Raw genomic sequence first — 24,625 nt, forward strand, 5'->3', positions numbered from 1 at the left:
GTTATCCAACAGACCTTCTCAAGTTATTAATGGTTCTTCTAATACCAAAAGCTATGAAGTCAGCCATTCCCATAACAGTGTTGAGACGAGTATTCTGTAATATGAGCATATCCATGAATCCAGAAAAATTAACTATTCCGGTTATATACATATCACCAACAGGAGGTAAGGTTTTATTAACACCAGCACCAGGGTTAATAGAGCCTTTTCCTATGCTTACGTATCCAATATGATCCATTTTACCAAGGCAGGCATCTATGGCAATTATAAAAGGATTTGTATAAGTTGATTTAATATGATCTACAGTTTCTTCAATATTCTTAGCATGAACAGGCTTACTTAATGTTCCCATGACAGTTACATTGTTCAAAAACATTTTTTTAAGTTTATATCCCACTATTGGACCGAGACAATCACCAGTTGCTCTATCTGTTCCTATGCATAAAATGATAATGTTGGTATTAATATCGGTGTTTACTTCTATAAGATTAAATAGAGTATTAGAAAAATTGCTAATAGAAGATATATCTTTGACATTATAATAATGAATTTCTTCCGAACTTCTTTTTAATTTCATTTTTATCAGCCTACTTTCTTGGAATTTTAATGGATTATAGTTACAACTATATATCTAGATAAATTGAATTAATTTAGTTGTTTTTGATATATATATTTTTAGCAAAAAAATAGTTAATTAAACCAAATGAATAGATATTGTTAATAATTTACAATAAATACCAATTATCGGTAAATAAATGTATTAATACCTATACCAAATCACTTTTTCCAAAAAAAGTAAATTTAATATCGAATAAAAAAGTATTTCACAGACAAGCTTTGATAAAATTTTTTATTTATATATGCTATTATCTTCATATACTTAATGTATTTATGGGGTGTGCTAATTATGAATGAAAATTATAAGAATAATAATTTATATCTAGAGAGTATTGAATCACTTCCCAAAAATGTACGTCAAATTGGTGATGCTAGGGAAGGTAATAGGATTTATATGGAGGATTATGTATACTCCTATTTGCATCAATTTGCATTAGAAGAAAAATCATCTGAACAAATCGCTTTTTTGATAGGGAAAAACTATACATACAAAGGTGATGTCATAGTTATTGTAGATGGTGCTGTTCAAGGTGATTATGCTGAAAAAGTTAATGGGGATCTGTGTATAACAGAAAGAACATGGTATCATGTTTATGAAAAGATAAGAAAATATTTTGAGGATTATAGTGTAGTTGGATGGATGTATACCCAACCAGGTTACGGTATACTATTAACTTCGTTTTTAAAAGAACACCATAACAAGAATTTTATTGATGATAAACAAGTTCTATATATCGTTGATCCATTAGAAAAAGAGGATGCATTCTTTGTATATGAAAAGGGTGAAATAATAGAGAAAAAAGGATACTATATTTATTACGATAAAAACCCATCAATGCATAGTTATATGTTGGAGAATAAAACAGAAAAAGAAGAAAAGAATGAGCAAGATATAGATGTAGATAATGATATAATCAAGACATTTCGAAAGAAAGAACAACAAAGGAAAGATGATGTATATCAGAAGAAATTCATTAATATGTTATCTATATTGTGTGGAGGGTTAGTTTTAATATGCCTCGTTATGGGGATTGGTTTATTGAATAATATAGAAAAACTTAATAATCTACAGACCGCTATGAAGACTATGACAGAAAAATATAATAATATAAAAAAAGAAGTTATAGATATTGAAAATGAAAATGGTATTATGGTTAATAATGAATTAGGTGAAGAGATATCTGATATGAATGGAATTGATGGAGAGCAGATAATAGATTATGGAGAAACAAGTACAGAAACAATAATACCACCTAAAACAGAAACAATTAACCCAGCTGATATTCCTACGAGTTATAGAGTACAAGTTGGTGATAGTCTCAATACTATCAGCCAGAAATTTTATAATACACTAGATATGGTGCCAAGCATTCAAGATATCAATGGTATTTCTAATAAACATAAGATATATATTGGACAAGAAATAAAATTACCAAAACCATAATGTTAGAAAAAAGTACAACTTTTATACCTATAAGATTAAATAAGATAGACTCTGTTTAGATATTCATAAACGGAGTCTATCTTAATGTATATTGATACTTTATGTATTATAAGGTAGATTCAGATTCATAAGAAGTTATTTCTATTGAGCTAGGGTTAACAGCTATTTTTTTGTATTTCTGTGGATATAAAAGTTCAGCTGTAATACGAATATTTCCAGGTTGGGTAGTGGATTGAATCAAAATACCTGTTTGTCCTAATTCTGGGCGTTTAATATTATCACCAATAATTTTACCAGGACCTTCTATAGAAAAAACTATGTCATGACTATCAAGTGTTAACGGAGTAATGCTATTACGGTCATCTTGAACCGAACATTTTACAAATAATAAGTCAGAACCATCGGCTTGGAGATTAATTCCCATATAATCACCTTCTAAATGTAATCTCACTGGAACTCCAGGAGAATAACGCTTGTCTGAAGTTACAACCTTACCATTAATAATACCTTCAGCTCTGATTTCAGAACGTTCTCTACCATAATAAAAATCATTTTTGAAGGTAAAAGGAGGATGCTTTATCTTTATCTTATCAGGTTCCCTTTCTTCAATAAACTTATCATCATGATAAAGCCTTATTTTATCACAATTACTAAATATAGTGATATCGTCTGGACTTAATTCAGACCAGCTGTTAGCAATATATACCATAGGACCAGAATCTACTAGATCCAGACAATCATCAGGTTCTCTTTGACTCTTAAAGAAATAAAAGCTATATTTAGGTATTCTCTGTAAATCTAAAAATCCACCCCAGCAAGGATTGATATGATAACCTCTATTATGTTCAATACCAGGCCACATTGCAAATCCACATAATTTGGTATCATTATATAAATATGTGTAATTAGTCATCCAAGGGTTTTTATTCCAAATCATACGTCTAACTTGCTTGAGCATAATATCTTCACCCCAACCTCTAGGTACCCGCCAAGCACAACTTTGGTCAACAAAATTATCTGGATAATCTCCATATTCCCTTATCCATCTTGGTTTATCAGTATGTTCTTCTATAATCTTATATATTTCAGGATTGAAGTTCTCTGATTTTGGACCTAGCATATCAGGATCAAATTTACGGTATGAAATATCTCCCAATCCTTGATCAGAACCAGTATAGCATGGACCATAAGGTAATTCTTCATGAACAATCTCATTAACTCGTAGTTGATAATCTTCTGGCATGACACTTTCATTAAGTATAGGTTCCCAAATAATAATGGAAGGATGATTACGCAACCATCTAACAATATCTTTTAGATTTTGAAAGCTTCTCTCTTTGAAGATACCTTCTTCGTAGAATTGCCATCCTGGATTGCTTATTGTTAATGTAATGCCTAATGAATCACATTCATCAATAAACTCCTCTGAAAAAGGATAATGAGAACGTATATGAAGCATTCCTGCCTCTCTAAGCTTTCTAGCGTCTCTCTTAAGGAGATTAGCTGGCATAGCATTGCCTACGTGTATATAAGTTTGATGATAATTTGCTCCTGATATTTTAAGAGGTTCATTATTAATAAGAAATCCTCTATCTTTGGTAAATTCAAAATCCCTAATACCCAAAGGAGTATCTATAAGGTCGATTAATTCACCATCTATTATAATCTCTGTCCTTAATTTATACATGTAAGGTGAGTGAGGGTTCCAGAGATTCGGTTTATCGACTACCTGAGATTGTACATGATGAGCATCTTCTAAAGAGTTTAACTCATAGGTATTAATGGTATTACTGACACAACGGTCTTCTTGGTCTAATAGTTTTTGGCACAGAGTAAAAGTCTTAGATTCAATATACTCATTTCTGATATGAGTTTGAATACGTAATTGGGCTGTGTCTTTTGATACAGAATCATAGGATACGAATAAACCACCACCAGCAACTTTATTTTCTAATACAGCATTTGTAATATATAATGAGTTAACCTTATGTAATCTCACTTGTCTATATATGCCACCATCATATGAAAAATCCAAGTCTTGTTGTTTCTTTCCAGGGGGAACATCATTTCGGTCAGAATTATCCAGTCTCACGGAAATTATATTTTCGTCGTTGTAATTCACAATGGAAGAAATATCATAGACTGCAGGTGTATAACCGCAGTAGTGAGTTGTCAGTTTTTCATTGTTTACCCATACCTCAAGAACCTGCATAGCACCTTCAAATTCCAAGAATACTTTTTCGCCTTTTACCTTTTTTTCTAGATGAAAATGTTTTCTGTAACGACATATACCTTGATAATTACGTCCACCGCTACTATTGATTGGGGTTATATCAATACTATGGGGTAAGTTAACCATATTCCAGCTGCTATCATCATAATCATTTGTATGAGAAGAACTATCATCTCCTTTAATGAAACGCCACTTTTTGTTTAATGAAATAATTTCTCGCATATTAAATCCACCTTTACAATTGTTATCTTCAATCTGGTTATTTCTCTCTAGGTATGAATAAATATGGATTGAAGTTACTTTTATTATAAGTAAAGAATCATTAATATTTGAATACATAAAATCACTTTTAATTATACAATATCACACTATATGATATAATAAAAAAGATTAGGTTGTTCGTTGATTAATAGCAGAATGCGAGAGGTTGATTTAATGAGAAAAATCAATATTGATAGTAATGAAATTAATCCATTCATAAGAAGAGCAGGACTTCAAGGTTCAATAGGTTGGCCTTATACTCGTAAATTATATGACTATGAAATGTTATATTTCATAAAAGGAAAAGGTAAAGTAGAAATCGCTTCAGAAAAAAGTACGTTATCATCAGGTTCTGTTTTACTCATTCCTCCTAATACTCCAAGCAAATTATTTATTATGGACAAGGACAGTTATATAATATGGGTTCATTTCGATTTTTTTTATGTTTCAGAAGAGGAACAAATAGACTATTATGATATGTATCTTAAGCAACAGCATCTAATACGACCAAAAGTGTTTTTGAATAATGGATTTACTTTTCCATATCACATTATGATAAATGATTATGAAAAGATGAGTAGTAATTTTCAACAATTACTTAGTTGCTATGAACAACATTCTCTTTTTTGGCAGTTGAGATGCAAAAGTATTTTATTAGAAATTATATATAGTATTATCAATCAAGTGTATACAGAGGAATCTTACCCTAATGCACTATCAAAAGAACGTATAGTATATGATATCAGACAATATATTTATCAATGTTATCAACAAAAACTTACTTTAAGTGAAATAGCTAATTATGCAGGAATAAGTGCTAACTATGCAAATAGAATTTTTAAAGAAATGACAGGTGAGACTATTATACATCATCTTAATAATTATCGGTTGAAGAAAGCTGTGAGAATAATTGAGAATAGTAACTTAACAATCGAGCACATAGCTGAGAGTGTAGGATTTACTAATACATACTATTTTAGTAGAATGATGAAAAAATACACTGGTAAATCGCCTAGGCAATACAGAACAAAATAACAAGGGGCTGTCTCTGAAACAATAACACCCCAAAGACACAAACCATAACTCAAAGGATATACCAACAAGCTATACAGTGCAAATTGGGGATAGTCTTAATACTATAAGTGAGAAATTCTATAATACATCAGATATGGTACCAACCATTCAGAAGTTGAATGATATTTCAAATAAACATAAAATTTATGCTGGACAAGAAATCAAACTCCAAAACCATAATGGGTTAAGTATATTAGTGATTATTAATATACCATTGTAATATAGTGAAAAATGCTTGGTTTAGAATTATTTAAAACGTATAAGCATTATAAATATACAAAGTAAAACAAGAGGTATTACAATGAGAAGGAATAGTGTAATATACATTAAATAATCGTTTTTATATATTAATGCAATATTTAGTATAAAAAATATAGTACCCATACAAAAATTAATATACCCCATAAGTTTTATAAATTGATTTTTGTTATTTATAGTAATATATTTTTTGAATAAATGATTTTCTAAATGTATAGTTTTTTTTCCTGTAAGAATTAGTATTCCATATATAATTAAATAAGTAGAAAAAATAAAGATTAATAACTTTCCCAAATACATATTTATAATATCTCCTTGTCATGATTTTATTTACATTGTATCTAAGAAAAACTAATATAGTGTTTCTTAGATACAATGTATACTTAATAAATATTGATAGGATTATCAAAGTCACATGGCCATAATAACATATAGCATGTTGCTTTAAATTCTTGTTCATAAATATCATTTTCTGTGGTACCATATACTTGACCTTTAAGCTTGCTGGTTGATTCCTTTATTGTATATACATTATTCCATTGAGTTTCGCAAGTGCTATGATCATCAGCATCGTAGGAATACCATGTATGACGAACAGCTTCAGCGTTAATTGAGTTAATACCTAACCAGTTTTTAATTTCACCTTGAGAAATAAAGAGTAATGAATTATAAATAAGTGCTTGAAGAAATTTCTTAGCTATTAGGGTAGGAATCGAGAGGCTACCTGCTATTATAGATGCGATATTTAAAACTATTCCTATTGTATTTTCTACTTCGTAAGTAGTATATATTGTTTCGCCTTTTTCTAAATATAAATCAATTTTATGATCTGATACTTGATAAGAAAGAGTAATAATTAGACAAAAACTTTTATTAATTGACAATTTTTAATAATTTGAATAATAATATTTGATTTATTTGACAGCAAGAAATAAACTTACTTGCTGTCAATTTTGAGTTTAATTCATAAGTTGATTTTAATAAATAAATTACTCAATTATACTTTCCATTTCATCCAATAATCCTTCAAATACTTTGAGCGCTTTTTCTATAGGTGCAGCAGTAGTCATATCAACACCTGCTTTTTTAAGAGTTTCGATAGGATACTCTGAACAACCGCTCTTAAGGAAATTTTTATAATTTATTACTGCAGATTCACCTTCTTTTAATATTTTTTGAGAAAGTGCAATTGCAGCTGAATAACCAGTAGAATATTGGAATACATAATAATTATAATAGAAATGAGGAATTCTAGCCCATTCCATATCAACTTCACTATCAATTATCATATCATCACCAAAATATTTTACATTTATATCATGGTACATAGAACTTAGAGTATCAGCTGTTAAAGCTTCACCTTGTTCAACCAATTCATGGGTAATCTTTTCAAATTCTGCGAACATAGCTTGACGATAAAGAGTTCCTTTGAATTGTTCCATGAAATAATTAATTAAATATAATCTTTGGTTTTTATCTTTAGTTGTTTTTAAAAGGTGTTCCATCAATAATGCCTCATTAACTGTTGAAGCAACTTCCGCTAAGAAAGTTGGGTATTCTGCATATACATAAGGTTGAGTTTTTGATGAATAATAAGTATGAAGAGAATGTCCCATTTCATGAGCAAGAGTAAACATATGATTTACATTATCTTGATGGTTAAGTAAAACATATGGATGAACTCCATAAGTACCCCATGAATAAGCACCACTGCGTTTACCTTCATTTTCATATACATCTATCCATTTTTCATTGAATCCTTTACTAAGAAGATTGCAATACTCTTCTCCAAGTGGAGCAAGTGCTTCAAGCACCTTTGATTTTGCTTCTTCAAAAGTAACGGTAACGTCAATGTCTTTAACAATTGGAGTATACACATCATACATATGAAGCTCATCCAAATTAAGCATTTTCTTACGTATGGAAACATAACGATGCATTAATGGTAGATAACTATGTACTGTTTCAATTAATTGGTCATATACAGCAACTGGAATATTATTTTCAAATAAACTTGCTTCACAAGTAGAATTGAATTTTTTTGCTTGCATGTAAAAAATATCTTTTTTAATATTTCCATTATAAGTAGCTGCTAATGTATTTTTATACTTACTATAAGTAGCATATAAAGCTTCAAATGCATCTTTTCTAACACGTCTGTCTTTGCTTTCCATAAAAGTAACATAACGACCTTTGGTTAGTTCAACATCATTACCATCTTCATCTTTAATTGTTGGAAACTTGATATCAGCATTATTAAACATTGCGAATGTATTTTCTGGTGTTCCAGCTAATTCTTGTGCTCTGGCTAATAGTAACTCTTCTTCCATACTTAAGATATGTTTTTTCTTGCGTAGTAAATCATCCATATAAGTTTTATAAAGTTCTAATCCATTAGAAGAATTCATGTAACCATCTAACTGATCATTAGGTATAGAAGAAATCTCAGGTTCAATAAAAGAAATACTACTATTAACTCTTACCATTAATGAATTAGCTTTTTCAGCTGTATTTTGTGCCTCAGAGTTATTTGCATCTTCATGTAATTTCATATTGGAATATACATATAATCTTGAGAGCTTCTCTCCTAGTTGGTCCCTTTTTCTAAGACAAGCTAGTAACGTGTCTGCGGAATCTTTTAATTTACCTGAATAAGATGCGATTTCTTCGGTCATAGATATAATTTCCGTAAAGATTTTTTCCCATTCTTCCTTTGAAGAAATCATATCCTCTAATTTCCATTTGAAATCATCGCTGATCTCATTTCTTTTAGGTAATTTTGCCATTTTACTCATATTATAACAACTCCTTTCAATGGTAGTATAATATATATAGATTAAAGTTTCTATAATTTTACTGTAATTTTTTTCAACATTAATTAAAGAATAAGATTAATCTATTTTTAATAAGCAATAATACTAATAATAGCTGTAAAAAAATATTAGCATATAATATGGTCATTTTTTATATACTATAAAAGTTGAAAAAAATAAGATATGTAACAGAGATATAAAGATTATATGAACTAGCTTAATAAAACTTTAATAATTATTTTAATATAGTTGTGGTATAATCTTAAATGTATATTTTGAATATTTCATATTGTCTGTTAAAGGAAAGGATTATTATGATAAAAAATAAATTAGACATTCTCTATGTATCAGCCGAGATCGCACCATTTGGTACAACAGGAGGTTTAGGAGATGTGGGTGAATGTTTACCAGAGGTTTTAGCTGATAATGGACTTAACATGATAAGGGTAATGCCAAAATATAAAGGAATAGAACAAAAACAAGAGTTGAAAAGAATCATCAGCTTTATCATAGAAGTAGATGGGAAAGCAAATGTAGCTCACATATATATATATGAAGAAAAAAAGCTTACAACTTATTTTATAGGAAGTAAGGAATATTTTGAGAGAGATAATTATTATGGATATGATGATGATGATATAAGATTTGGCTTTTTTTCAAAAGCAGTTTTGGAAATGTTGATTTTACTTAATATAAAACCGGATGTTATACATCTTAATGATTGGCATGTTGGATTGATATCATTTCTACTAAAGAATGAGTATGCCCAAATACACTTTTATAAAGATATAAAAACTGTCTATACTATACACAACTTGCAATACCAAGGTGTATTTAACAAAGATACCATTGCAAGATTAGGTTTGTCATATAGATATTATGCCAGCGATAAGTTAGAGTATTATGGTAATATTTCCTTTATGAAAGGCGGTATTATCTGTTCCGATTTAATCACTACAGTTAGTGATAAATATGCCAAGGAAATTCAAACCCCTCAATATGGATATGGATTAGATGGGATTTTGAGGCAAAATAAAAACAAAATTCATGGTATTATCAATGGAATAGATTATGATAAATTTAATTGTGAAACAGATGAATACGTATATAAAAATTATAATATAGATAATGTTTCAATGGTAAAACAGGAAAACAAACATTTCTTGCAACAAGAAATGGGTTTGCCTGTGAAAAAAGTACCTATAATAGGAATGGTTTCAAGACTTAGTGAACAAAAAGGAATAAATTTGTGCTTACAAGCAATAGAAGATTTAATTAACGAAGATATACAGTTTGCTATATTAGGTACAGGAGATAAAATATATGAACAAGCATTAATGAACTTATCTAGTAAATATCCCGATAAATTAGCGGTAATAATAGATTTTAATCAAAGAATGGCAAGACTTATATATTCTAGTTGCGATTTTTTCTTGATGCCATCGCTATTTGAACCATGTGGATTATCACAAATATACAGCATGAGATTTGGCACTGTCCCAATAGTAAGAAATACCGGAGGACTAGCTGATACAGTTATACCCTTCGAATCAGAAAAATTACAAGGTACAGGATTTGTATTTAATAAATATGATGTAAATGAATTTATTGAATCTATCAAAGAAGGATTAGAAGTATATGGTGATGATGATAAATGGAAAGGTCTAGTTGTCAATTGCATGAATCAAAGATTTTCATGGGATAATTCCGCAAAAAAGTATATTGAAAAATACAAGCAGTTGATTAATATGAAAGATAGAGAATTGTAAATTAAATGAATATCACCTATTATAATTATAGTAATATGGTATTAACTACACTCTGTGAACATAAATATATAATGTACATTATGTTCAGGAGTTGGTTGATTGAAATTAGATTTTAAGAATTCAATAAAGATAGCATCTGTATATATAGGAACTGTTTTAGGAGCAGGATTTGCATCAGGGCAAGAATTAATGAAATTTTTTGCTTATTATGGTTATAAAGGTATGATAGGATTATTGCTTACAGGGGTGATGTTTGCTGTAATAGGTTGGGCTGTGCTTGAAATCCTGTTTTTCAACAAATCAACAAGTTATAAAGAATTTATTTATCCTATTGCGGGTAAAACATTCGGTAAGATCTTAGAGCTTTCAGTTATATTCTTTATGTTTGTATGTTTTTGTGCCATGTTTGCAGGTTCAGGAGCTTTATTTCAGCAGAGATTTCATATACCATATCAAGTAGGAGTTCTTGTTATGGCAGTTTGTTGTTATATTACATTCCTATTTGATGTAAAAGGAGTTATAGCTGTTAATTCAATATTAGCACCTATTTTACTCGTTGGAGTATTAATTGTTGGATTATATATGTGGTTCTTTAGAAGTACAACAGTAATGAATAAGGTTGTTGAAGTATTTTTAGTTGTTAGAGATAATTGGTTGAGTTCAACGATAATTTATGTATCTTATAATATAATTACTGCGGTTGTGGTGCTCACGACTCTGCATAAATTAGTTAAGAGTAAATTTATTGCAAGATTGGGTTCTTTATTAGCCGGAATAGCATTAGGGATGATAGGAATTATATTGGGTTTTGTTATATTAGTACATTATTCGGATATACAAGGTATAGAAATTCCAATGCTGGCTATTGTAATGAGATATGCCAAAGTGTTACAATATATCTATATAGTAGTTTTGATTTGTGCAATGTTTACAACTGCTGTAGCTAATGGATATGGTATATTATCCAAGTTAAAATTATCTACTGCCAAACATGGGAAAATAAAATTAGCTGTTTTTATTTTATTTGCGGTTATATTTTCTCAGATAGGTTTTTCTAATATGGTAGGTAAAATATATCCTATATTTGGATATATTGGTGTATTTGAAGTTATACTTATATTAGTTTATTTTGTAAAGATGAAATATGAACAATTCAAGGTTAAAATTAAAAATAGCATGTTTCCTTTTAGAAAAACTTTTACTAAAAATATTAAAAGCAGGTGAAATTGTTGAAGGAACAAAGGATAAAAATTTTTTTGATAATGCTGTTGGTTATAGTATCCATTACAGCATATGTTTTGGTTATTAGACCTAAAGGATTTGGATTCATTAGCGGAAAAGTTAAATTAGAAGTATTAAATAGCCTGGAATATAATCCTACTGATAAAGTACATATAAGTAGGTTAGGTAAAAACATAGTAAGATCTTCAAAAGATGGTGTTACTATGATAGATACAAAGGGGACAACCATATGGGATAAGACATTTAATATGATGAATCCAAAAGTAATAAAGGAAAAAGATTATTTAGGAGTAGCAGATATATCTGCTAGGGATCTTTATCTGTTTGATAAGAATGGTTTTGTCAGAGATTATAATGTGGGTTTTCCAATTCTTATGTTTGATATTAATGAAAATGGAATAGTAGCAATTATTGGACAAAAAGAGAAAGGACATATTATTGAACTATATGATTCGGATGGAATCAAACTGATACATAGAGAGACGTTTATCCAAAATGATGGATATCCTTTAGCTTTTGATATCTCTGAAGATGGATCTAAAATGGTTACCAGTTATTTTTTTGTGAAAGGTAACTCAATGATATCCAATTTAACTTTCTTTAATTTTAGTGATACTGGTATGGATTATGCTGAGAGAGTAACAGGAGGTTTCAGTATTGAGGGTACAGTTATTCCAGAAATCAAATTTTTAGATAATGAACACGTTAGTGCTATAGGCGATGACCAGGTTTTATTTTATAAGGTAGACGTAATACCTGAAGAGATTTTAAAAATAGAAGTACCTAATGAAATAAACAAAGTTAACTTCACAGAGGACAAATTACTTGTTTTATTCGGTAGACCTATTAAGAATGAAGGAAGTTATAAGGATAACACTCTAGTAGCATACAATAAAGAAGGAAAATCATTGAACGTAACAGAATTTGATACTGAAATTACAGGTTTGATAGGAAATGAGAATAAATATTATGTTGAAAGCGATTTATTTATAAGAGAATATTATAACGGTAAAATAAATTGGGAATCTACAGTAAAAGGTGATGTTAAAGATATTATGCCTCTTGGTAATAATACGTTCTTGATTGTTTTACAAAATAAACTTGAAGTAGTAAAAATAACAAAATAAGGAGGATATAAAATGACTTGGTTAGATATAGTGGTAATAGGGATAATCGCTATTTGTGCAATTATTTCCTATCAAAGAGGACTCATTAAAACTCTTTTTAGTTTTGTTTCGCTAATTATATCAGTTGTACTTACTATGTATATATATCCGCATGTAAGTGAATTTTTAATTAAGAATACAGGGGTATTTGGGTCTATAAAAAATTCTATAATAGGTTTATTTAATTTAAATAGTGCAACTGAAAATGTTACTTCGACTGGAGATCAAATTAATTTTATTAATCAGTTGAATTTGCCAGAACAATTCAAACATATATTAGTAACTAATAATAATAGTGAGGTATATAATTTACTTAATGTAAATAGTATAGGTGACTACATAGGTGGTTTAATTGCTACATTAATAATTAATATCATTTCATTTTTGGGAGTATTCATTATTGTTACTATTCTTGTTAAAGTAATAATTAATCTACTTGATTTAGTTACTAAATTACCAGTTCTTAATCAAATAAATAAAATAGGAGGTTTGGTTCTTGGTGCTATCAAAGGAGTTATAATAGTTTGGATTTTATTCTTGGTTATTTCTCTTATGAGTACTAATCCAAATCTGAATAATGTTTTTGATACATTAAAAGTGTCTGAAGTTGCTAGATATCTGTATGATAATAACTTTTTAATGAAGCTTGTTACGGATATTACTAAAAGTATTGTTTAAAGTACTTCCATTAAAGTGTAGGGCTGTCGGATACTCCATTTTTGGAGATGGCTATAAGTTTCTCCGACAGCTTTTGCTGATACAAAATCGGGAATGTAAAGAAATAATTTCGTCCGGATAATTATATAATTTTCTTGTAATTAAATGCTATAAAAGTTGATTTATAGGATTACAGACTAATACTCGCAATTATAATATATACTATTAATTTAAAAACTACAATCTAATTGAGAATGACTATTGATATCATTTATACAATGTGTTATAATTTTTTTGTAATTAGATTTTTTATAAAAAATTATTACAAATTATATTAACAAGAGTCTAAATAGACGAAAGGAGTTACTTATGAAAAAATTATTAAAAAATTTAAGCGCTGTAACGATGGCATTTGCTATGGTATTAATTCTTACTTTACCAGCTAATGCATCAACATCAGTCCATGATGCAAGATTGTATAAAGATGGACAATTTGACGTTAACAGTATTAACAGTAATTTATCTATGGGGGATGCTGCTATCGGCGATGCAACAGTAAGATCAAATGGTTCAGGCTATACTATTACTATTGATATAGCTGAGAATTTCAAGGCCAAAGGCTTTACTGGAAAAATTACAAAGTTTACTTGCGATGATCCTAATGTAACAACTTTACTACAAGACACTAATGGAAATGGTAAAAATGATACTTTGATTATGACAACTCATAGTCTTACGTACCCTAAATTATTTAATGTAGAAGTGAGTATTAGTGTTTGGATTATGCCAATAAATGCATCTGCAGATCTTGTAATATTTTAATATCATAAAGGTAGAATAATTAATTTTTGGGATTTAAAGTTATTGCAACTCTAAGTCCCAAAAAAATTATAAAAGGGACGTAGGAGGTATGAATAGATAGTATGAAAATTAATTTGAAATATGAATTGAAAAAAATATTAGCATTCTGTTTAATTGCTTGTATATTGTTAGGTGCAAATACAGTTGTTAATGCAACAGAAAGTGCTGTTAATGAACAAATAGAAGATAGTTCGGGAAGAACAGAAGAAGCAAATAAACAAGAAGAATTGATAAAATTAATAAAAGAAATAGATGAATTAGAGGAAGCAAATTATACTAAGGAGAGTTGGAAAGCATTAAAAGAGATACGGGAACAGATAGCAGATGTAGAGGCTATTCCAACTGAATATATTCAAGGCACTATAGAAAGATTGACAAATGCGAAAAACAGTTTGGTAAAAACAGAAGAAATCAATAAAAGAGAAGAATTAATAAAATTAATAAAAGAAATAGATGAATTAGAGGAAGCAGATTATACTAAGGAGAGTTGGAAAGCATTAAAAGAGATACGGGAACAGATAGCAGATGTAGAGGCTATTCCAACTGAATATATTCAAGGCACTATAGAAAGATTGACAAAGGCGAAAAACAGTTTGGTAAAAACAGAAGAAATCAATAAAAGAGAAGAATTAATAAAATTAATAAAAGAAATAGATGAATTAGAGGAAGCAGATTATACTAAGGAGAGTTGGAAAGCATTAAAAGAGATACGGGAACAGATAGCAGATACAACAGCTATTCCAACTGAATATATTCAAGGCACTATAGAAAGATTAATAAATGCAAAAGACAGTTTAATTAAAAAAGATACGTCAAGTAGTGAAAATGATTTGAATCTAGATGATGGATATTATTTACTTCCTATGAGTTCTTGGCAAATAGATATGATAAATGCTGAATCAACATTGTGTAGTCCTAGAAATTCTATAAAAAAACAAGCACTTTTAAAAGTTGATGAGGGACAATATGAAGTCACTTTAGGTATTAGGGGAAGTGACAAAGTAAACGGCTTTGCAATCCTAAAAGATAAATATTTCAAGGAGTCATCTTCATGGGGACAAAAGTTAGGAACACTTAATTGGAGAGAAGGATTCAATGTTAAAGAAAGTCAGATTCATGAAGACATTAAAAAAGGTGCAATAGAAGAAAATAATAAATATTGGTATACGTACACAACAGATAATAGTGGAAATAACATAAGATATATATACTTTTCCCCTGATAATATAACAACGGATTTTAGAGTACATATGATAGATAAAACAGTTTGTGGAATTCTAGATTTTAACGAAGCAGTAGCAAAAAAAATAGACATAGAACAAATAAAAAAAATGAATAACATTAAGTATTCATTGTATTATTCCAAAGTCTATCTAGAGGAAATAGATAATTATTTTATTAAAGAAGCAGAATGGACAGTATCTGATAATATTGGTGTGGCTAAAATTGTATTAGATAGTTCCATAAATAATAAATTCACTGATATTAAAGTTGGTGTGAACAATGATAATCTGAATTCTGTGATTGATAATAGTTTTCAGGTAGAATTCGATTTGAATAATTATCGAGATGTTGCCTTGGGAAAAACTATTTATATTCAAGTTAATAAAGATGGATATATTTGCAGTGATAATATTACTATTTATCCAGATATTACTAACAAACAAACTATAGAAATTGAAGAGGCTGCAACAGGTAATAAAATAAGTACTAACACTAATGTTATTTTACCTGAAGCAAAGTTAGTATCAACCAATATAGTTGATACGCCATCTCCTTTTGACGCATATACTTTAATAACTAGTAAAGTGAAAAATAAAAAAAGGGTTATGTTTAATCTACATATTATACAAGAGAATAAAAAAGAGATAAGATTTTCTGAAAAAGTTGAAGTTAAATTTAAAATTCCAGATGATTGGGAGAAGCATAAGGTTAAATTATTTTCATATTGTGAGAATAAGGGGTTTGAACCAGATGTAAAAGGTCGATTAGAAGATATAGGAGATAATTCATATTTTGTTATTGAAACAAAAACGATTGGAAGCTATGCTCTCTATCAGACAGAGAATTATACTGTTACAGGGGAGAGTTTAGAGGATGGAACATATGAAATTCCTGTTAGTGTTTTTAAGATGACACAAGAGGATGAAATATCTATGGCTGATGCTTGCTTAGTTGAGAATGCTACTTTAATAGTAAGGAATAAAGTTAAGACCTTATATTTAGATTTTAAATCAGTTGAGCAGATTCAATTAGAATCATATATGTCTAAAATGAACTTATATGATGAAGATATGGTTATTCAAGCTGGAAATCCAAAAGGAACATTAAAACCAATTGTGGCTACTTCTTTTTATAGAAATAAAGATGAATCATTTTTGACAGATCAATACAATGAAAACACAATAAATTATTATCCTAAGACAGGATATATTCAATTAGTTAGTGATGAGCATAGATGGCCAGTCAGGTTTAGTGTACCCATAATGGACGCTATTTCTGGTGGAGATAATGACCAAAATGCATGGTTAGCATTATACTGGGGAGAAGCAAAGAAAATTTCAGATGAAACACAGGATGTTCCTATAAAAGATGCACTTAAACAACTAATTGATATAGGAGATGTAATTCCTTTAGATAGATTAACGAATGTCACAAAAGATATATTTAGCAAAAACTATAAAAATGCAAAAGCAGGATATGATAATAATAATGCGACGCTAGAAGAACTTAATAAAGCCTATTCAGACTTGAAAATTTCCATTGATGATATTAATGGTTATAAAATTATGTTCAATTCTGGTATTAACGGAAATATTGTTGCTCATGTTGATGGACAATCTATTAATAAAGGACAATTAGTACCAAAAGGAAAAACAGTAGTATTTACCGTAACTCCTAAAGAGGGATATACTATTAAAAGTTGGTCAGGTGTTAATGAGGAAAGTAGCTCGAATGTTGTCAATAAAGAAGTTGATGATAAAATTAATGTGTATGTTGATTTTAAAAAAATAGACAACGCAGAAGAAGATCCACAACCAGGAGAAAGCTCTCTTAAAAAAGGAAATTATTATTTTGTTGGTGTTTGGTTATGGCATGGATCAAATAATCAAGCTTCGATGGGTGATGCTGCCTTTAGCAATAATCGCAAAGCATTAGTATATGTTAATGATGATGGAAGTTACTCCATTCAAGTTTGCACAAATCCTGTTAAAATTGATGATGTTACCGCTGGTTTAGGTAGTGTATTTAGCAGTTCTGTTAATAATCTTACAATAATAAGTACAGAGAGCCTCACAAATGGAGAAGATTATATTTCTAAGTTTACTTTTGATACTAATTCAAAAGAGGGATATTATCCTATTACGGTTACTGTTCCTGGTTCTCCGATGACAGGTAACTTTGATGCTAGGTTAAGAATTGATTGGAATAGTTTTACTAAGACATCTACAACTAATCTTACTTCTTACAGCGGTGTAACTAAGGGTGAATCGCCTAGTGAAGAGTCAGAATCGGAAAAAGAAAAAATTGAAACTAAAACTAATAAAAAAATTAAAGAAAATGATTTAAAGAATTTAATTAAACAAGGAAAAGAACTTATAGTTGAAGATAATAGTGGAGTTAAAGTTAAATTTGATATTAAGTCAATTAAAGATATAACAAAAAAAGCAGGAGCAAATAAAGTTACAGTTGAAATATCCAAAGCTAAATCATCTCAACTTAATAATAAGCAAAAAGCAGTTGTAGGAGACAGACCTGCTTACAGGTTTATAGTAGAAGCTAATAATAAAAAAATAATTGACTTTGGTGAAGGCGAAGTGGAAATAACACTTCCGTATACGCTTAAAAAAGATGAAAAAGCTGATAATTTAGTAGTGTGGCATGTTGATGATAAGGGAAAAATCGAAGAAATAGACTGTACGTATAATAAAAAAACTAAAACAGTTACATTTAAAACAAAGCATTTCTCAATATATGCAATAGCCCATAAAGAAAAAAAAGTCTGGCAAAATCCTTTTACTGATATCAAAGAGAGTGATGTTTATTATGATGATATAAGTCAGATTGTAGAAAAAGGTTTATTTAATGGAATTTCTATAAGTGAATTTTCCCCTCAAGAAAATATGTCAAGAGCAATGCTTGTCACTGTTCTTTGGAGAATGGAAGGTTCGCCTAACATTAATTTAACAGATGCAAGTTTAACAGATGTTGTTAAGGGTTCATACTATGAGAAAGCAGTTGCATGGGCCATTAAAAACGGAATTGTTTGTGGATATAAAGATAACGTATTTAGACCTAATGAAGATTTAACAATGGAACAACTGGTTGTAATAATGAATCGTTATGCAAAATATAAACACAATTATGCGAAGCAAGCTGTAAACCTTAAAGAATATAAAGATTATACAGAGATATCAACTTATGCAAAGGAAGCTGTGGAATGGGCATTTTCCATGAATTTAGTAAAAGCTACTGAAAGTAATACTATTTCACCAGAAAGAACTATAATTCGAGCTGAAGCAGCACGAATACTTAGAAGGTTTTATTTAAAGATTGTAAATTAGTATGTCAAGAAATATATAAGGGGTTGTCAAATAATACATTTTTAGAGATGGTTACGCTTACTGCTAAACCTAGGTTATATTCATTATATTGATATTTGAAATGTATTAACCGATAACCTCTTATAGATTATAAGAGGAGAGGTTATTGATGAAAAGAAAATCAACAAAGAGATTGAATAAGGTTGCGCTATATGTAGTTTGCGCAATGTTAATTTCCACATCAGTTGTAGTAAATGCATCTGGGAGTGGTCAAATGGTACATATTAGTTTATGGAATGCTGTTTCTGATAAGCCTTCAATGGGTAATATTTCTACAGATAACAATCCACAAGCGCTCTATGATCCTATAAAAAATACACTGCAAATTGCTACTAATCCTGTAGATATAAGTGGATACCGTTCAGGTATTACTTCAGCTAAATATGCTACAACAAAAGATGGAAAATATGAAGATGTAAAAATTTTATCTATTAATACTATAGAAACTGGTACTAAAAATGATGGAGCCAATCATACAGTAAGATATTTAAGTAGTTTTGAAATAGAAATTCCAAGTTATATAAAAAAAGATGGAATAGAATATATACCATTTAAGATGAAAGTTCCCCATACACCAATGGATGTTGTTGTGGGTACGGGTTATCTTGATGCAAGGTTACGTATTAATTGGAATGAAATTGAAAACACAAATGCCGATAAAATAATGCCAAATAAAACTATTAGCACTGGAAAAGTATCAAAAATAGACTTAACAGATGATTTATATGGTATTTCTATAAGTGCAGATTCAACTATTATACATCCGGATTCAAAAATTATAATAACTCAAAATACAAATGGAAATAATTATAAACTTGCTAAAAAGGCACTCGGGAATGTGAGTTTTGATTTATATAATATTAGGATAACATATAATGAGCAAGCTCAAATTCCTAAAGGCTCTCTTATGATTAAATTTCCTTACAAAGGAAAGCTAAAATTATATCGTATAAATGAGGGTGGTAGTAAAACGGTATTAAAAGGTACTGCATCATCTAAAGATTATACTGTCTTAAGTAGAAGTGCAGGACTATTTGCAGTAGTTGGTGGTGAAAAAACGTATGATCAAAAACAGCAAGTAATTGATAATAAATTCAAAGATATTACTAATCATTGGGCAAGAAATAGTATATTAGAATCTGTAGAAAAAGGATTATTTACTGGTACAGATGAAAATACATTCAGCCCTGGTTCAAACATGACTAATGCAATGATAATTACTGTATTATATCGAATGGCTGATACCCCAAAGATTTCAATAACTGATTTACCTAATGTTGAGAAAAATTCTTATTATGAAAAGGCTGCGGCTTGGTGCTATAAAAATAATATAATAGGTAAGCATTATGAGTTCTACCCTAACAAGGATGTAACTAGGGAAGAATTTGCAAGCATGCTTTACGAGTATAATAATATAAGCAAGAGTCCAGAAAAGATTGGTGATTTAAAAAACTTTACAGATAAAAATAAGGTTTCATCATGGGCTGTTGATGCGCTTTCATGGGCTAATACTAAAGGTATAGTAACTGGGACAACTAAAACAACAATTTCTCCCTATAGCAGTGCAACTCGTGCCATGATAGCCACTATGATTTGTAGATACTTAAATATGGAGGAGATTTAATGATAAAGAAATTTTTTCTAGCCTTAGTAATAAGCCTTGTATTGTTCGTTAGATTCAATAATTCAGTCTATGCTATTGAAGATGGTGCTTATAAAGTGTCGGTTAATACTAGTTACTATAATCCTGATACAGAAAAAATTGATGATGGGGGAACAGCTAATGCAGCATTAGGTGAAGGAATGTGTAGATCAGCTACAGATGTAGAAGGGCTAATTGAAAAGAGTGGTGATGAGTATTTTGTTACGATTCGCCTTTTACTTCAAAGTGATACAAAAGATGTGAACTTCTATTATCGTACAGGTTTTGAAAAATATGAACAAGTAACTTACGATATAATCGCTGAAAATGGTATGGAAGATTCTATAGATTATCGATTTAAGGTAGAAGATCCTTTTAATAGCATTAAAGCAACTATGCACGTAACTCCAATGGGACGTGAAACATTATGGTATATTTTGTTGGATGAAGATACGCTAAATACTGATACAGGTGATTTCATAGTTAGTGAAATCACAAGTGATGATACTATAAAAACTGATGAATCGGATAAAAAAGATTTCGACACAGAAGAAATCAGTGAAGAACAAAAGCAAAATGATGCAACACAGTCTAATAAAGAACCTGAGACAGAAACACAGGAAGTGATGAAGCAAAATAAAGATACTCAAATCAATACAAATGATAGCAAGAATGAAGATACCAATAATAAGAAGAATTCTAATACAACTATATATATAGTTAGCGGAGTATTACTTATGGGTTTGGTAGTGTTTTTTAGAGTCAAGGGGGGAAAATAATGCTTAAAAAGATTATTAGTGTATTTGGCTTAATTACACTTTCTTTAACATTAACAAGCTGTGTAAATCAAAAAACTGAACATAATAAACATACAGTTATGGCTCAAGAACCCAAAATTGTTGTTACTTCTCATGCCACATTGATGATTTTTGACAAACTTGGAATTAACTTAATTGCAATACCAAAAACAAGTAAAGAAATTCCAGAAATGTATCAAGGATTACAAGAGATTGGAACACCTATGGCACCTGATTCAGAGGCTATTGCTATGCTAGAACCATCTGATGTAGTAGGACCGGATACACTTATAGAAACTATTAAACCTAAGTATGATGCAGTGGGTATTAACGCTACTTTTATTGATATTCAGAGTGTTGAAGGATTGTATGATAGTATAGAAATGATTGGAGAAAAATATGGAAAGCAAGATGAAGCTAGGAGTTTAATCGATGATTATAATTTGACTATAGATGAATTCTCAAAAAGTATTGAAGGTTTAAATAAACCAAAAGTTTTAGTACTTATGGGGCTTCCGGGAGCTTATATAGCTTGTACACCTAATTCGTATGTTGGCTCACTCATAGAACTTGCAGGAGCTACAAATGTTGTAAAAGTAGATACAAATGAAAATTTTGTTTCGTGGAATACTGAAGAGCTTATTGAACTGGATCCGGATATAATATTGCTTACTGCACATGGTCTTCCAGATTTGGCGATGGAAATGTTCACTAAAGAGTTTTCTACAAACGATGTTTGGAAGAATTTTCGTGCTGTCGAAGAACTAAAAGTATATTCACTTGATTATAATACATTTGGTATGAGTGCGACATTTGAGTGGAAAAAGGCTTTTAAAGATTTAATTGAAATCTTTTATGGAGAAAAACCTGAGTCTTTTTTACAAGAGGTAGAAGAAGATGCATAAAACAAGAATTTTAAAAGGTATTATAGGCTGTATAATTCTAATAATATTAATTGTCACATTGGTATTAATATCAATTAAATTAGGAAGTATTGAAGTAACATATAAAGAAATTTTTGAAGGACTTTTTATCAAGTATAATAGAAAGATCTATACCATTTATAATTTGCGTTTTCCTAGAATAATTGTAGCATTATTAGGAGGGGCATCCCTAAGTCTGAGTGGACTTTTATTTCAAGCTATACTTAAAAATCCGCTTGCTGACCCTGGTATTATCGGTATATCTGGTGGAGCATCATTAACAGCGCTAATTATTTCAACTTTCTTTCCAAGCTTATATTTTTACACGCCTATCATCGCATTTATTGGCGGATTTCTGACATTTTTATTAATCTATTCACTTGCGTGGAAAGGTAGTCTTGATCCTACAAAAATTATTTTAATAGGTATAGCAATATCAGCGATAGCTACAGGTTTGTCTGAAATATTAAGTGGAATGGCTAACAGAACAGGCGTTTTGATATCTACTAGTGGTCTTACACAACTGGTATGGGAAGATGTGAGAATGCTTTTTATATATTCTATTATTGGGATTATTGGAGCTATAATCTTATCGCCTGCATGTAATATCTTAGAGTTGAATGATAAAACTGTTAAAGGACTTGGAGTAAACATTAATGTGTTACGATTTATTATTTCAATAGTTGCTGTGCTTTTGGCTTCGGGTATTACAGCGGTTGTAGGTGTTATCGGTTTCTTAGGACTAATTGTTCCGCATATAGCAAGAAAAATAATAGGTCCTGATCATAAGATACTGGTTCCCTTTTGTATGTTGTTAGGTGGTTTTACATTACTACTTGCAGATACATTAGGTCGAGTAATAGCAATACCAAATGAAATTTCAGCAGCTATCATTATGAGCGTTATTGGTGGACCATTCTTTATAATACTTTTAAAAAGGAGTGATAAGCATGCTGAAATTTGAAAACCTAACATTTTCATATGATGATAATATTGTTCTAAATAACATAACAACTAAAATATCTGCAGGGAAAATAACGACTATATTAGGAGCTAATGGTTCTGGTAAATCAACTTTGCTTAATATATTAAGTAAAAATTTGAAAGTCAATAATGGAAAAATTTTTTTAGAAGGTAACGATATTAATCAGATTTCTTCTAAAAGTTATGCAAAAAAAGTTGCTATGGTACATCAAAAAAATCATGTCCCCAATGGGTTGACGGTGGAAAGACTTGTTAGTTATGGTAGGCTGCCTTTTGCATCTGTACTTAGATATAAACTTAATGAATATAATCAATCATATGTTGATAGAGCCATAAAGCTTGCTGATTTAGAAAATATACGTTATAGAGAAATAGGAACATTATCAGGGGGGCAAAGACAACGAGCGTTTATTGCTATGGCTTTAGCTCAAAACACCAAATATTTATTTCTAGATGAACCAACCACTTTTCTAGATGTTAAATATCAAATAGATATATTGAAACTAATTAAAAGATTAAATGTAGAAGAAAACATAACAATTTTGATGGTATTACATGATATAAATCAAGCTACATCATATTCAGATGAAGTAATAGGGATTAAAGATGGTAGGGTTTTATTTAAAGGAGAAGCTAAAAAAGTTATAGATGAGAGAAGTATTCATGCCCTTTATGGTGCAAAATTACCTGTCTATATTATTGGGGGAAAACTATGTGTTATGGCAGTATAGATTAATGCAAGAGCGTTTTCGGCGACAAAGAATATGAAGGAAGCCAGCGGCAAATCTCTATTCTGATGAACTGAAATTACATCAGGCATATGTTGATGGATATGGGTGCACTACTCAAATAACTTGGATATAACCATTCAAATGCAATAAAGTATGGAAATACAAATAGGAGACGTAGTATACTAGACCCGGATGTACTTTGCCGTGGGAGGTTGGAAAAGTTATTTAACTTTTCCACCTATCCGATTTTCTTATAGGTGGTTCTATAAATTTATTATTAAAAAAAATATTTTTTCGCATAATAATAGCATAATTTGATTTGATATAGGAAAAAATATATATTAGTTTTATACATTTGTTAAATGATGTAAAGCCAGTCTGTAACAGGGATTAAGACTTATATAATTTATAAATATTAATTAATAATCAAAAAATATTTGAAAAACGCTTGACTTTAATTATGTGGGATGATATAATTCTTTTCGCCGACAAATAAGGCGGCAAACACAGCAACAACAGCAAATAATACAGAACCTTGAAAACTGAAC

The 24,625-nt window shown here is 29.8% G+C and carries 17 protein-coding genes; 13 read left to right on the forward strand and 4 right to left on the reverse strand.

The genetic code is table 11. The annotated features are described in order from the left end of the window. Position 1: 1 nt before the first annotated feature. Positions 2-577 (reverse strand): spore protease YyaC, encoded by a 576-nt coding sequence (yyaC, locus tag ACX6CF_RS19580; protein WP_458787056.1) that lies wholly within the window; start codon positions 575-577, stop codon positions 2-4. Between the two features lie 330 nt (positions 578-907). On the opposite strand from yyaC, the gene ACX6CF_RS19585 reads away from it, so the two are divergent. Then, positions 908-2,062, forward strand: coding sequence for a LysM peptidoglycan-binding domain-containing protein (locus ACX6CF_RS19585; protein ID WP_458787057.1), 1,155 nt, complete (start codon positions 908-910; stop codon positions 2,060-2,062). Positions 2,063-2,168: 106 nt separating this feature from the next. Here the strand turns inward: ACX6CF_RS19585 and ACX6CF_RS19590 are convergent, their stop codons facing one another. Then, a complete protein-coding gene (locus ACX6CF_RS19590) occupies positions 2,169-4,517 on the reverse strand; it encodes a sugar-binding domain-containing protein (protein ID WP_458787058.1) in 2,349 nt (782 codons plus the stop codon). Between the two features lie 213 nt (positions 4,518-4,730). Here ACX6CF_RS19590 and ACX6CF_RS19595 point away from each other — a divergent pair, with 213 nt between their 5' ends. Then, on the forward strand, positions 4,731-5,591 hold the full coding sequence (locus ACX6CF_RS19595) for an AraC family transcriptional regulator (RefSeq protein ID WP_458787059.1): 861 nt from the start codon (positions 4,731-4,733) through the stop codon (positions 5,589-5,591). A gap of 680 nt (positions 5,592-6,271) precedes the next feature. On the opposite strand, the gene ACX6CF_RS19600 is transcribed toward ACX6CF_RS19595, so the two are convergent. Further along, positions 6,272-6,772 (reverse strand): hypothetical protein, encoded by a 501-nt coding sequence (locus ACX6CF_RS19600; protein ID WP_458787060.1) that lies wholly within the window; start codon positions 6,770-6,772, stop codon positions 6,272-6,274. A 105-nt stretch (positions 6,773-6,877) separates the two neighbouring features. Beyond that, entirely contained in the window at positions 6,878-8,683 is a 1,806-nt protein-coding gene (gene pepF, locus ACX6CF_RS19605; protein ID WP_458787061.1) for an oligoendopeptidase F, read from the reverse strand. A gap of 332 nt (positions 8,684-9,015) precedes the next feature. On the opposite strand from pepF, the gene ACX6CF_RS19610 reads away from it, so the two are divergent. From ACX6CF_RS19610 to ACX6CF_RS19660, 11 genes are all read left to right on the forward strand, one after another. After that, positions 9,016-10,470, forward strand: a complete 1,455-nt coding sequence (locus ACX6CF_RS19610; RefSeq protein WP_458787062.1) for a glycogen synthase — start codon at positions 9,016-9,018, stop codon at positions 10,468-10,470. Positions 10,471-10,569: 99 nt separating this feature from the next. Further along, on the forward strand, positions 10,570-11,694 hold the full coding sequence (locus ACX6CF_RS19615) for a YkvI family membrane protein (RefSeq protein WP_458787063.1): 1,125 nt from the start codon (positions 10,570-10,572) through the stop codon (positions 11,692-11,694). 2 nt (positions 11,695-11,696) lie between these two features. Beyond that, entirely contained in the window at positions 11,697-12,839 is a 1,143-nt protein-coding gene (locus ACX6CF_RS19620) for a DUF5711 family protein (RefSeq protein WP_458787064.1), read from the forward strand. Positions 12,840-12,851: 12 nt separating this feature from the next. After that, positions 12,852-13,556 carry a CvpA family protein gene (locus tag ACX6CF_RS19625; RefSeq protein ID WP_458787065.1) on the forward strand — a complete coding sequence of 235 codons (705 nt, stop codon included), beginning with the start codon at positions 12,852-12,854 and terminating at the stop codon, positions 13,554-13,556. Positions 13,557-13,940: 384 nt separating this feature from the next. After that, positions 13,941-14,357 carry a hypothetical protein gene (locus tag ACX6CF_RS19630; protein WP_458787066.1) on the forward strand — a complete coding sequence of 139 codons (417 nt, stop codon included), beginning with the start codon at positions 13,941-13,943 and terminating at the stop codon, positions 14,355-14,357. 101 nt (positions 14,358-14,458) lie between these two features. Then, positions 14,459-18,961, forward strand: a complete 4,503-nt coding sequence (locus ACX6CF_RS19635; protein WP_458787067.1) for an S-layer homology domain-containing protein — start codon at positions 14,459-14,461, stop codon at positions 18,959-18,961. A 148-nt stretch (positions 18,962-19,109) separates the two neighbouring features. After that, entirely contained in the window at positions 19,110-20,624 is a 1,515-nt protein-coding gene (locus tag ACX6CF_RS19640; RefSeq protein ID WP_458787068.1) for an S-layer homology domain-containing protein, read from the forward strand. Next, positions 20,624-21,421, forward strand: a complete 798-nt coding sequence (locus tag ACX6CF_RS19645) for a heme-binding Shp domain-containing protein (RefSeq protein WP_458787069.1) — start codon at positions 20,624-20,626, stop codon at positions 21,419-21,421. Before ACX6CF_RS19640 ends, ACX6CF_RS19645 begins: the two co-directional genes overlap by 1 nt. After that, the gene (isdE, locus tag ACX6CF_RS19650) at positions 21,421-22,344 is read left to right on the forward strand and encodes a heme ABC transporter substrate-binding protein IsdE (RefSeq protein WP_458787070.1); all 924 of its coding nucleotides are present in this window, start codon (positions 21,421-21,423) and stop codon (positions 22,342-22,344) included. The genes ACX6CF_RS19645 and isdE overlap by 1 nt, the downstream gene beginning before the upstream one ends. Next, on the forward strand, positions 22,337-23,326 hold the full coding sequence (locus ACX6CF_RS19655; RefSeq protein WP_458787071.1) for a FecCD family ABC transporter permease: 990 nt from the start codon (positions 22,337-22,339) through the stop codon (positions 23,324-23,326). Before isdE ends, ACX6CF_RS19655 begins: the two co-directional genes overlap by 8 nt. Continuing rightward, positions 23,313-24,077: an ABC transporter ATP-binding protein gene (locus tag ACX6CF_RS19660; RefSeq protein ID WP_458787072.1), complete on the forward strand. Its 765-nt coding sequence runs from the start codon at positions 23,313-23,315 to the stop codon at positions 24,075-24,077. The genes ACX6CF_RS19655 and ACX6CF_RS19660 overlap by 14 nt, the downstream gene beginning before the upstream one ends. Positions 24,078-24,625: the final 548 nt, after the last annotated feature.

It is taken from the genome of Vallitalea sediminicola (assembly GCF_054408565.1).